An 11947-nucleotide genomic window follows, 5' to 3' on the forward strand; every position below is an offset into this window, starting at 1 on the left:
AGAGCGACGAGCGGCCGGTCAAGACGTGCCGGCGGCTCGATTTGCCGAAGTGGACGACAATCGGAAATGCACTTGGCCGCGGGTGAAATCCAGCGCCACCGATTCAAAGGCGTTGAGGATGTCGATCCCGATCAGGATCGCCGGCCGATGAACCAAGTCCCAATACTCGAAGGTATGGACCGGGCCGAACACCACCGGCACGTCGCGGATGGTGATCCTGCCCAGGCTGAGGTTCTTGAGCGCGGCCAACCGGCCTTCCAGGGTCTGGCCGGTCAGGCTGACCAGCTGGATGTCCGCCCAGTCGCTGGTCACGTTCCGACCGCGCATGGCCAGGCGCATCAGGGCCATGTTGCCCACGGTCGTGGTGGAGCCCGTGTCGATGAAGGCCAGCACCGGCGCGCCCGCCGCCGTGGCCTCGATCAGGTGCAGGCCGCTGCGCCGCGCCTTCACGGGCACGCTCACGGTGTATTCGTCGGTGGTGGGCGGGACCGAACCCACCCGCATCTGGTCGCGGGCGAAATCGAGGATCAGCCCCTGCCCGCCCAGCCAATCCAGGCCCAGGACACCCGGCGCCTGAACGAATCGCCCGGGCAGGACCGACAGGGTGAGGCCGCGCCGCACCCGGCGGCCGACGGCGATCGTCTGGACCTTGACCGTTCCCACCGTCTCGACGCCGGCGATCCCGTGCAGGCTCACCGAGCCGCTGGTCGGCAGGTCCAGCACGGCGGCCAGCTCGCTGGAGATCACCGAGGCGTTGGCGCCGGTGTCGACCAGGAAAGGATATGGCCCTTGGCCATTGATCTTGGCCTGGACGGTCAGGCGTCGGGTGAAGCCCTGGATCTTGGTGGGATCGACGGGCGGATCCGGCAGGTCGAGCGCGGCGGCCGGAAGGGCGGGCGCAAGTCCGGCCATGGCGAGCATCGCCGCCAGCCGTCGTCGCGAGAACTCGGGACTGTCCACGGAAACAGCCTCCTTCCAGAGGAAGGAGGCTATACCCTGCTCGACACCTTAGCCAGAACTTCGAAGACCGACGTTATCCCGTCGCGAGGCGACGCTGGTCGTCGCGCGCCGACTTCAGCTTCTCGGCCACCAGGAACGCCAGTTCCAGGGCCTGTTCGCCGTTCAGGCGCGGATCGCAGTGGGTGTGGTAGCGGTCGGCGAGATCGCCTTCCGACACCGCCCGCGCGCCGCCCAGGCACTCGGTGACGTTCTGACCGGTCATCTCCAGGTGCACGCCGCCGGGGTGGACGCCCTCGGCGTTGGCGATCTCGACGAACGACTTCACCTCCGAGAGGATGCGGTCGAACGGCCGGGTCTTGTAGCCGGTCGAGGCCTTCAGCGTATTGCCGTGCATCGGGTCGGTGGCCCAGACCACCGAACGGCCGGCGGCCTTGGTCGCCTTCATCAGGCGCGGCAGGCGGTCGGCGATCTTGTCCGAGCCGAAGCGGCCGTACAGGGTCAGGCGGCCCGGTTCGTTCTGCGGGTTCAGCACGTCGATCAGCCGCAGCAGGTCGTCGCCTTCCATGGTCGGACCGCACTTCAGGCCGATCGGGTTCTTCACGCCGCGCATGAATTCGATGTGGGCGCCGTCCAGCTGGCGGGTGCGCTCGCCGATCCACAGCAGGTGGGCGCTGGTGTCGTACCAGTCGCCCGAGGTGCTATCGACGCGGGTCATGGCTTCCTCGAAGCCCAGCAGCAGGGCCTCGTGGCTGGTGAAGAACTCGACCCGGCGCAGGTCGGGCTGGGTTTCCGGCGTGACGCCGACCGCCGACATGAAGGTCAGGGCTTCGCTGATCTTTTCCGACAGCTCGCGGTATCGCGCGCCCTGCGGGCTGTCGCCCACGAAGCCCAGCGTCCAGCGGTGGATGTTGTAGAGGTCGGCGTAACCGCCGCTGGCGAAGGCGCGCAGCAGGTTCAGCGTCGCGGCCGACTGGCCGTAGGCGCGCAGCAGGCGATCGGGATCGGGGATGCGATCCTCGGGCGTGAACTCCATGCCGTTGATGTTGTCGCCCCGATAGGACGGCAGGGTCACGTCGCCGATCGTCTCGATCGGTTCCGAGCGCGGCTTGGCGAACTGGCCGGCGATGCGGCCCACCTTCACCACCGGCTTGCCGCCGGCGAAGGTCAGCACCACCGCCATCTGCAGGATCAGGCGGAAGGTGTCGCGGATGTTGTCCGCGTGGAATTCCTTGAAGCTTTCGGCGCAGTCGCCGCCCTGCAACAGGAAGGCGCGGCCCTCGGCCACTTCGCCCAGGGCCGACTTCAGCCGGCGCGCCTCGCCCGCAAAAACCAGCGGCGGCATCTGACGAAGAGTCTGCTCCACACGGTCGACCGCACCCGCATCCGGGTAGTCGGTCGGGACGTGTTTCGCAGGCATGGCTCTCCACGACGACGGGGTCCAACGGCTGGTCATGACGGTCTCGAACTTCTCAAAAGGGAGCGGCTTTTATCCTAACCGCTATGGAAAGGCAAAATCATTGCGACGAAAGGGGGAAAATCAGCCCAGCGGGGTAAGTTCGTCCAAGCTGGTCCATTGCGACTCCAGCGAACGGGCCAGGCCGCAGGCGATCAGGGTCACAGCGCCCAGGGCCAGCCACCATTCCTGCCAGACCCCGAAGCTCAGGCCGCCGATCACCAGATAGCTGACGAGGGCGGCGGCGGCCATGGCGGCCTCGGCTCGCGACCGCTCGTTGAGCCGCACGACCCCATAGGCCAGCCAGCAGAAGAACACCCCCGCCAGGGCCGCGCCGATCGCGCCGAGCTCCAGCCACAGCTGAAGTTGCGCGTTGTGGGTGTGCAGCGGGATGGCCGGGCCGAACGTGCGGCTGGCGTCCAGACCCCAACCCCGGAAGGGATGGCTCTGAACATGGTCGGCGGCGAAGGTCCAGATGTTCAGCCGCGAGTCCCAAGAGGCGGGCACCAGCTTGTGCAACCACGCGATCACACCGGTCTGGACCCCGACCAGAATGGCCAGGGGCGCCACCACGAACGGCGTGGCGACCAAGCCGACCAGCACCTTGGCCGCTGTCCGTCCGAAATTATGGACCAGCAGCCAGATCACCCCGCCCGCCGCCAGGGCGACGAGACAGGCGTCCGAGCTGCAGACCACGGAGGTCACGATCATTCCCGCCGCCAGCAGCCAGATCAGCCTGAAGCGCCCAAGTCGCGACAGGATCAGCGCCGCGGGCCAGAACAGCAGCGCCATGACATAGGTCGACAGCGAAACCTTGACCATCGCCAGGTCCGGGCGGATCGCCTCGCCGGTCAGCGCGTGAAGTCTCTGGTAGATCGCGGCGCCGCTCAACGAGTCCAGCGCGGCGATCACGGCCAGGGCCACCATGCCGTACGCCAGCACCACCGCCCCGCGCCGCGCGCCGGTTTCGGCCAGTCCGCGCAGGGCCACGACGGCCGCGCCGTAGGTGGCCAGCTGCAGGAACAGCTTCAGGGCGGTCAGGGTCTCGATGTCGCCGTAGTCCTTGAGCTTCGACGCGTCGATCGCCACCGGGCTCCAGGTCATGCTGACCGCCGCCCACAGGGCCAGGGCCACCAGGATCAGAAGCGGCGGCGCGGCGGCGCGGGTCAGCTTCAGGCCCGGCAAGGCCAGCAGGCCGGTCAGGGCCAGCAGCGGCGCGAAGCCCAGTGGCGCCAGATAGGCCAGCAACGGCGTCATCACCGTGACGAAGATCGCGACCCCGGTGAGCCAGGGCGCGCGGCGCGCCGGAGCATCGGCGGACGCGTCCCCTCGAACGGTCGACTCGATCGGCGATGTCGCGGTCATACGGTCCCCATTTCCGAGGGCTTGTACTTCTCGCGCATGGTGACCAGCTCCTCGGCCAGGGTCGGGTGGACCGCGCAGGTGGAGTCCCACTGGGATTTGGTCACGCCCATCTTCACGGCGATCGCGGCCATCTGGATGATCTCCGGCGAATCCGGCCCGACGACGTGCACCCCGACCACCTTCTCGTCGTCCTGCTTGACCACCAGCTTCATCAGGCAGCGGTCCTGGCCGCCGTAGAAGACGCTCTTCATCGGCCGGAACACGGCGCGATAGATGTCGACCTTGCCGAATTTGTGACGCGCCTCGGCCTCGGTCATGCCGACCGCGCCGATCGGCGGCTGGGAGAACACCGCCGAGGCGACCATGTCGTGATCGAAGCTGGTCGGATTGTCGTAGAACTCGGTCTGGGCGAAGGCCGCGCCCTCGCGGATCGCCACCGGCGTCAGGTTGATGCGGTCGGTGACGTCGCCCACCGCCCAGATGTTCTCGGCGGTCGTCCTGGACTGCTCGTCGACCACGATCGCGCCGCGGTCGTTGAGCTTCACGCCCACCTTGTCCAGGCCCAGCCCCTCGACATAGGGGTCCCGCCCGGTGGCGAACATCACCGCGTCGGTCTCGAAGGTCAGCTCGTTGTTGAGCTTGCTGAGCAGGCCGGTCTCGGTCTTCTCCAGGCTCTCGTGCGAGCAGCCCAGCACCACCTTGATCCCGCGCTTCTCCAGTTCCTCGGCCAGGTGCATGCGCACGTCGTCGTCGAAGCCGCGCAGGATGTTGGCGCCGCGATAGAGCAGCGTGGTCTGCACGCCCAGGCCGTTGAAGATGCTGGCGAACTCGACGGCGATATAGCCGCCGCCGACCACCATCACCCGCTTGGGCAGGGTCGGCAGGTGGAAGGCCTGATCAGAGGTGATGCCCAGTTCCGCGCCCGGGAAGTCGGGCTTCCAGGGCCGGCCGCCGGTGGCGATCAGGATCTTGCGGGCGGTGTAGCGGCCCGCGTCCCCCGAAGCGCTATTTGGCGACCCTTCCTTGGGCAGCACCTCGACGGTGTGCTTGTCGACAATCTCGGCCCGGCCGTGCAGCAGGTGCGCGCCCGCCTTCTGCAGGTTGGTGACGTAGATCCCCGACAGGCGGGCGATCTCGACGTCCTTGTCGTGCAGGAAGCCCTTCCAGTCGAAGCTGGCCTCGCCGATCGTCCAGCCGTAGCCCTTGGCCGTCTTCAGCTGGCTGGTGACCTCGCTGGCGTAGACCATGAACTTCTTGGGCACGCAGCCGCGGATCACGCAGGTGCCGCCCACCCGGTATTCCTCGGCCACGGCCACCTTGGCGCCGCTCATGGCCGCCAGGCGCGCGGCGCGCACGCCGCCCGAGCCGGCGCCGATGACGAAGAGGTCGAAGTCGTACTCAGCCATCGCGGCGCTCCGGGATCACATAGTCGGGTCGGGCTCAGCCGTGAGCCCGGGAGAGGGCGGATATGGGTCTAGGGGACCAGCTTGACCACCCCTTGGTCGGTTCCGATCAGGGCTTCGTCCGCCAGGTCGAGGAACAGGCCGTGGTCGACGACGCCGGTCACGGTCTTCAAGGCCGCCGCCAGGGCGGCCGGTTCGGCGATCACGCCGGACGGCAGGTCGTAGATCACGTTGCCGCCGTCGGTGACCACGATGCCTCGGTCGGCCATGCGCAGGCGCGGCGGCAACAGCTCGAACTCGGCGGCGATGTCGGCCAGCCGATGGCCGGTATGGACATGGCCGAAGCGCACGACCTCGATCGGCAGCGGGAACTTGCCCAGGTGATCGACCTTCTTGGCGGCGTCGGCGATGACCACGCAGCGCTTGGAGGCCTCCCAGACCAGCTTCTCGCGCAGCAGGGCCGCGCCGCCGCCCTTGATCAGCGACAAGCCCGGACCGACCTCGTCGGCGCCGTCCACGGTCAGGTCGATCGACTTGACGTCGTCCAGCGCCGCCAGCGGGATGCCCAGCTCGCGGGCCAGGTTGGCGGTGGCTTCCGAGGTCGGCACGCCGCGGATGTCCAGCTTGCGCGCGGCCAGGGCTTTCACGAACCAGGCCGCCGTCGAGCCCGTGCCCAGGCCCACGACCATGCCGGCCTCGACGAGTTCGGCCGCGGCCTCGCCCGAAATTCGCTTCTGATCGTCGGCGCTCATTTCTTCCCCTTCTTGGCCAGCTTGAGGGCGCGGAACTTGGCCGCCCAGCCCGGCTTGTCGCTCTGCGGCGCGCGGCTCAGGGCCAGGGCCCCGTCCTCGACGTCCTTGGTGATCACCGAGCCCGAGCCGGTCATCGCCCCTTCCCCGACCCGCACCGGCGCCACCAGGGCGGTGTTGGAGCCGATGAAGGCGTTCGCGCCGACGTGGGTCTCGAACTTGTCGAAGCCGTCGTAGTTACAGAAGATCGTGCCGGCCCCGATATTGGCTTTTGGGCCAATCGAGCCGTCGCCCAGGTACGACAGGTGGTTGGCCTTTGCCCCCGCCCCGACCTTGACCTTCTTGACCTCGACGAAGTTGCCGATGTGGGCGTCCGGACCGATGTCCGCGCCCGGCCGGAGACGGGCATAGGGACCGATCAGGGCCCCCTCGCCGACGGCCGCGCCTTCCAGGTGGCTGAACGCCTTGATCACCGCGCCCGTGGCGACGCTGACGCCGGTCCCGAAGACCACGAACTGCTCGACCGTGACGCCGGCGGCCAGTTTGGTGTCCCAGCTGAGGTGCACGGTGTCCGGGGCCGGCATGGTGACGCCCTCGACCAGGAAGGCCGACCGACGGGCGGCCTGCCAGACCGCCTCGGCCGCGGCCAGCTCGGCCTGGGAATTGACGCCCTGCACCGAGGCTTCCGGCGCGAAGGCGGCGCGGGTCGACAGTTCGCGGTCATGCGCCAGGCCGACCACGTCGGTCAGGTAGTATTCCTGGTTGGCGTTGTCGTTGCCGACATTGGCCAGCAGGTCGAACAGCAGGGCGCGGTCGGCGGCCAGGACGCCGGAATTGCAGTGCTTGACCTGCTTGACGGCGGCGTCGGCGTCCTTGGCCTCGACGATCCGCAGCAGCACGTGGCCGGGGGCCAGGATCAGTCGGCCATAGGCGCCGGGATTGGCAGCCTCGAAGCCCAGCACCGCCACGTCAGCGCCCCCCCCGCGCGAAGAACCGGTCCGCAGGTCGAACAGCGGCTCGATCGTCGGGGCGCTCAACAGCGGGCAGTCGGCGAAGGTCACCACCACGTCGCCGTCGAAGTCGGCCAGGGCGTCGCGGGCGGCCAGCACGGCGTGGCCGGTGCCTTGCGGCGGATCCTGCAGCACGGTCGCGCCCTCGCCCAGGCGCTTGCGGGCATGCTCGCCGACCTGCGGGCTGTGGGCGCCGACCACCACGACGATGCGCTCGCAGTTCAGGGCCTCGGCGGTGTCGATCGCGTGGTCCAGCAGGGTCCGCCCGCCGATCCTGTGCAGCACCTTGGGCGTTGGCGACTTCATCCGCGTGCCCTGGCCGGCGGCCAGGATGACGGCCGCCCTCGGGCGAGCCGGCGACGAAACGGCGTTGGTCATGGGCGAAGCGACTCCCGAAGCACGGACCAAAGTTGCATTAGCCGCGCGTTTAGCCGAAAGGCCAGAGCCATGCATGCCCAGAACGACATCTTGTCCCCCGACTTTCTGAAGGGCGCGACGATCGCCTTCGACCTCGACGGCACCCTGGTCGACACCGCCCCGGACCTGGTGGCCTCGCTGAACATCATCCTCGCCGAGGAAGGCCTGCCGCCCCTGCCGTTCGACGACGTGCGCAAGATGGTCGGGCGCGGGGCCAAGGCCCTGCTGGAGCGCGGCTTCGCCGCCGCCGGGGCGCCGCTCGACGCGGACCAGGCCCCGGCCCTGGTCGAACGCTTCATCGCCCTCTACCTCGGCCGCATCGCCCACGAGAGCGCGCCCTTTCCCGGCGTGGTCGAGACCCTGGTCGCGCTCCGGGCGGCGGGCGCGAAACTGGCGGTCTGCACCAACAAGCTGACTCACCTGTCGGTCGCCTTGCTCGACGCCCTGGACCTGACCCAGTATTTCGACGCCGTGGTCGGCGCCGACAGCGCGCCCGCCGCCAAGCCCGACCCGCGTCACGTGCTGGCGGCGATCGCTGCGGTCGGCGGCGATCCGGCCCGCGCCGTGATGGTCGGCGACAGCATCAACGACGCCCTGGCCGCCAAGGCCGCCGGCGTCCCGACCCTGCTGGTCACGTTCGGCTACACCGAGGCTCCGGTGGAGACCCTGGGCGGAGATCTGTTGATAGATGCCTTCTCCGACGTCCCGTCGGCCTGCATCACGCTTTTGACCTCTTGCGGTCCCGGAAACGCCGGGCTATAGGCCCGTCCCTCTCGCGGCGAGGTCCTTGAACCTCACCGACACGGCGGATGCTTAGCTCAGCGGGAGAGCACCTCGTTCACACCGAGGGGGTCGCAGGTTCAATCCCTGCAGCATCCACCATTTTCCCCGATGATCCTGAAACTTGTTTCGAGCCGCGGACCGCACGCGCCGTCGGCGTCGTTCGTCGCCGTTCGACGCTGATGCGCCCAGCCACGAGGCGAATGCACTCAAGAGTAGCGCAATAGCTCCACTCATCTTTTAGTCTTGTTAAGCGTCGATTTCCGTCGTTCTCTAGGCCACGCTTGGGGGGCCGAGCATGACGCCAGAACTGTCAAACCTCATCGCGACGATCTCCGCCCGATCCCCTCCTCGCGCTCGCCCGTCGATCCGCAACAGAGGTAGGACAAGATGATCCCTCCCAGCCGCCGGTCCCTGACCGCCTCGCTCTTCGCCCTGACCGCCGTCACGGCCGTGGCGGGCTGCAAGCCCAAGCCCGCGCCCGCGCCCGCGCCTCCCGCCGCCGTCCAGATCACCGAACCGGAGGTCCTCGCCGCGCAGAAGGCCTGGGGCGACGCGCTGGTGGCCATCTCGCAGGCCTATGAGACCGGCGGCATCGAAAAGGCCAAGCCGCTGGCCAGCGAGGTAATCGACAAGGCCTACGGCTACAACATGGGACCGGTGCTGTTCAAACCGACCCTGACCCAGGAACCCCAGACCTTCCGCCTGACCAAGGAAGGGGCCCTGTCCTATTTCGTCGGCCACGACCCCGCGTATCCTCACGATGACGGCTTCGCGCTCAAGGGCTGGCGCTCGGTGGCGGTCCGCAACGTCGGAATCCAGATCAACGGCGCCGTCGCCAACACGATGGGCAACGTCTCGATGACCGACAAGGACGGCAAGGTCACCACGGTCGACAAGACCTGGACCTTCAAGAAGGACGACAAGGGCGTGGTGCGCATCATCCTGCACCACTCCTCCCTGCCCTACACCGGCCCGGAGAAGCCCGTCCTCCGTGCGCCCCTGGTCCTCAAGCGCCCTGTGACCGTCAAGCAACCGTAAAGGCGTCGAAGGGCAGCGCCGCCAGGAAGTCGGCGGCGTCGAAGGCCTCGCCCGGCGCCAGGGCGCCGCTCGCCACATCGCCGGCGAGCAGGCGCTCGACGGCTTCGCAGACCAGCGGCGCGGTGAACCCGTAGATGTCGCGGCCGGCGGCCGTCGCGCGCCGCGTCTGGCCGCCGCGCGTCACGATCGCCTCGACGACGAACTTCTGGGCCGACAGCCCGCGCTCGTCGACGGCGGTCGGCGGCGGGGTCGCAGTGTCCCGGATGTCCTTCAGCGCCGTCTCGCTGAGATAGGTGTCCAGTCGCGCGGTCTTCAGGTGCCGGGCGATGACGACCACCTCGGAGAACGGCACCGCGATCATGGCCTGGGATCCGACCGGTTCCGGGAAGGTCCAGGTCGTGCGCGGCGGCGGATTGGCCAGCGGCGCCAGCCGCCCCTCGACGATCACCTGGCGCGGCGCGGTGTTGCGGGCCCCGGTGATCCGCGTGCCCTCGGTCGGCCACCAGTGGTCGAGCCCGATGCCGATCTGGATGTCGTCAGCCTCGGCCCAATCGCCCATGGCCGCCGTGACCAGCAGGTCGACCAACCCGCCGTAGAAGCCCATGGCCGGCAGGGCGACCACACCGGCCGCGCGGGCCGGTCCGTCGAACCGGTCGAACACCGCCTGGGCGCTGGGCTGCTCGGCCGAGACGTCGATGTAGTGGGCGCCCGCCCGCAGCGCCGCCGACGCCACCGCCTCGGCGGTGTCCAGGAACGGCCCCGCGCAGTTGATCACCGCGGCCACGCCCTCGAACGCCTGGTCGAGCGCGGCGGCGTCTTCGACGCTGGCCGTCCGGATCGCGACGTCGCTTCCCGGGAAGGCGGCCTGGAGCGCCTCGGCCCGCCGTCCGACCGCCACGGGCGCCAAGCCCCGCCGCAGAAGCTCGTCGACCACGAACCGCCCGGTGTGGCCCGAGGCCCCGAACACGGCCACCCGATGCTTGGAAGTCTCGAAATTCGTCATGGCGCAACCTCGCTACAGACCTGTCTGTTCCGCATAGCTACAAACAGGTCTGTAGCGTGTCAACCGGCGCCGTGCTACGAGGGGCTGGAGGTGTCGTGATGCAGCAAGATTCCGGACGCTCGACGTCCACCAACAATCCGGCCGCCGCCAAGACCGGCGACGCGGTCCGCGAGCGCATTCTCGAGACGGCCTCGGGCCTGTTCTATCGGGAGGGCGTGCGCGCGGTCGGGGTCGATCTGGTGGTCGCGGAGGCCGGCGTCGCCAAGACCAGCCTCTATCGTCACTTCCGCACCAAGGACGACCTGATCGCCGCCTTTCTCGAACGCGAGGACAAGGACTTCTGGCGCACCTGGGACGAGGTCACGCGGCGACACCCCGACGACCCGGCGGGCGAGCTGCAGACCCATATGGACTGGATCGGCGAGCGGGTCGGGCGGCCCAAATATCGCGGCTGTCCGCAATTGAACGTCGCCGCGGAATTTCCCCAGGCCGAGCATCCGGCCAGGCTGGTCGCCACCGCGCACAAGCTTGAGCTGAGGCGTCGGCTGCTCGACATCGCCCAGCGGATGGGCGTCGCCCGCTCGGAAGAGCTGGCCGGACAGCTGGCGGTTCTGATCAACGGGGCCTTCGTCAGCACGCCGATCCTGTCGACGGCCGAGGCGAAGGGGCTGCTGCAACGCGCGGCCCAGGCCCTGGTCGAGGCCGCGCGCTGACACGCCTTCGCCGCCACCGTCCAGACCCGTGGGCTTGGAAACGGTGACGGCTCGGGGATCGCGATCGTCGGCTCAGTTCGCCGGCGCGTTGGCCTTGCTGATCAGGATCGTCACGGTGACGCGACGGGCTTCGGCCGCGGTCTTGGGCGGATCGGGATCCTGGGCGACGGAGTCTTCACCCAGGGCGGTCGCCGGGACGATGTAGGGCGGCACGATGGCGCAGCTCTCGATCAGGTAGGACTTCACGGCCGCCGCGCGGCGGGCGCTCAGGCGCTTGTTGGCGGCCGCGTCGCCGGTCGGGTCGGCGCGACCGACCACCGCCAGCCGGAAGCCGCTCTTGATGCCCTTGGCCTTGGCGGCGATGTCCTGCAGGTCCTGCTTGCCTTGGGCCGAGATCGTGGCGCTGCCCACCTCGAAGAACACCTTGGCCCGGCCGGCCGCCACCAAGTTGCCGACATTGTTCAGCCGCTCTTCCTGCTCGGCGATCGCCTGCTTGTTTGAGGCGACGCCGGCTTCGGTCTGGGACAGGCCGGCCGAGATCTGCCTGGCGGTCTTCAGGTCGGACTTCTTGAAGGTGATGGATTGGGCGACCAGGCCATCGGCGGACGGCAGCCCCCTGAACTCGATGGCCAGGCCGCGGATCAGGTCCTCGGTCGAACCGCTTTCGCGCTGCAGGACCCCCGCGCCGGCGGTGACCGTGATCTTGGTGTCCGGCGTCAGGGCGAGGGTCTGCTCTTCCGCGCCCATCCTGACGACGAGACTGTTGTCGGCATGCGAAACGATCATGCCCTTGTAGACTTGGGCCTCCTGGGCAAATCCGAGTCCAGGGACGGCCATCAGGACCGCTCCGAGCATAGCTGCCATCGCTTTGCGGATATCCATGTCGCGCGTTCTCCATCGCCCGCGCGCCCGGCCCGCGATGCGGCGGCGCCCTCGCAACGCAGGGTCGCCGTGGTGGTACGCCCGGCACAGCTCGCGCGACATCCGTTAGACACCTGAGCCCGGGGCAGGCCATCCCCCGAGGCGGAGCAGACCTGCCGGTCGATTTTGACG

At 68.8% G+C, this 11947-nt stretch carries 11 protein-coding genes and 1 tRNA gene; 4 read left to right on the forward strand and 8 right to left on the reverse strand.

What is annotated here, in order from left to right; translation table 11 throughout:
• Positions 1-18: 18 nt before the first annotated feature.
• The 6 genes from AC1DYP_RS01245 to glmU all read right to left on the reverse strand — a co-directional run bounded on the left by AC1DYP_RS01245 (position 19) and on the right by glmU (position 7318).
• Complete coding sequence (locus AC1DYP_RS01245; protein ID WP_477044783.1) at positions 19-960, reverse strand: retroviral-like aspartic protease family protein; 942 nt, start codon at positions 958-960, stop codon at positions 19-21.
• A 73-nt stretch (positions 961-1033) separates the two neighbouring features.
• The gene (locus tag AC1DYP_RS01250) at positions 1034-2413 is read right to left on the reverse strand and encodes a class II 3-deoxy-7-phosphoheptulonate synthase (protein WP_477044784.1); all 1380 of its coding nucleotides are present in this window, start codon (positions 2411-2413) and stop codon (positions 1034-1036) included.
• Between the two features lie 84 nt (positions 2414-2497).
• Entirely contained in the window at positions 2498-3778 is a 1281-nt protein-coding gene (locus AC1DYP_RS01255) for an O-antigen ligase family protein (RefSeq protein WP_477044785.1), read from the reverse strand.
• Positions 3775-5184 (reverse strand): glutathione-disulfide reductase, encoded by a 1410-nt coding sequence (gene gor / locus AC1DYP_RS01260; protein WP_477044786.1) that lies wholly within the window; start codon positions 5182-5184, stop codon positions 3775-3777. Before gor ends, AC1DYP_RS01255 begins: the two co-directional genes overlap by 4 nt.
• A 68-nt stretch (positions 5185-5252) precedes the next feature.
• Complete coding sequence (gene rpiA / locus AC1DYP_RS01265) at positions 5253-5933, reverse strand: ribose-5-phosphate isomerase RpiA (RefSeq protein ID WP_477034745.1); 681 nt, start codon at positions 5931-5933, stop codon at positions 5253-5255.
• Complete coding sequence (gene glmU / locus AC1DYP_RS01270) at positions 5930-7318, reverse strand: bifunctional UDP-N-acetylglucosamine diphosphorylase/glucosamine-1-phosphate N-acetyltransferase GlmU (RefSeq protein WP_477044787.1); 1389 nt, start codon at positions 7316-7318, stop codon at positions 5930-5932. Before glmU ends, rpiA begins: the two co-directional genes overlap by 4 nt.
• Positions 7319-7387: 69 nt before the next feature.
• Between glmU and gph the strand changes: the two genes are divergently transcribed.
• The 3 genes from gph (at position 7388) to AC1DYP_RS01285 (ending at position 9178) form a co-directional block, all read left to right on the forward strand.
• Entirely contained in the window at positions 7388-8119 is a 732-nt protein-coding gene (gene gph, locus AC1DYP_RS01275; RefSeq protein ID WP_477044788.1) for a phosphoglycolate phosphatase, read from the forward strand.
• 45 nt (positions 8120-8164) lie between these two features.
• Positions 8165-8239, forward strand: a tRNA-Val gene (locus AC1DYP_RS01280).
• Between the two features lie 288 nt (positions 8240-8527).
• Entirely contained in the window at positions 8528-9178 is a 651-nt protein-coding gene (locus AC1DYP_RS01285; protein WP_477044789.1) for a hypothetical protein, read from the forward strand.
• Here AC1DYP_RS01285 and AC1DYP_RS01290 read toward each other — a convergent pair.
• Positions 9165-10181, reverse strand: a complete 1017-nt coding sequence (locus AC1DYP_RS01290) for a saccharopine dehydrogenase family protein (RefSeq protein WP_477044790.1) — start codon at positions 10179-10181, stop codon at positions 9165-9167. The two genes, AC1DYP_RS01285 and AC1DYP_RS01290, sit on opposite strands and share 14 nt — an antisense overlap.
• A gap of 98 nt (positions 10182-10279) precedes the next feature.
• On the opposite strand from AC1DYP_RS01290, the gene AC1DYP_RS01295 reads away from it, so the two are divergent.
• On the forward strand, positions 10280-10894 hold the full coding sequence (locus AC1DYP_RS01295) for a TetR/AcrR family transcriptional regulator (protein ID WP_477044791.1): 615 nt from the start codon (positions 10280-10282) through the stop codon (positions 10892-10894).
• Positions 10895-10966: 72 nt separating this feature from the next.
• On the opposite strand, the gene AC1DYP_RS01300 is transcribed toward AC1DYP_RS01295, so the two are convergent.
• Positions 10967-11731, reverse strand: a complete 765-nt coding sequence (locus AC1DYP_RS01300; protein WP_477044792.1) for an OmpA family protein — start codon at positions 11729-11731, stop codon at positions 10967-10969.
• Positions 11732-11947 lie beyond the last annotated feature (216 nt).

The organism is Caulobacter sp. P1_D6, assembly GCF_056406095.1.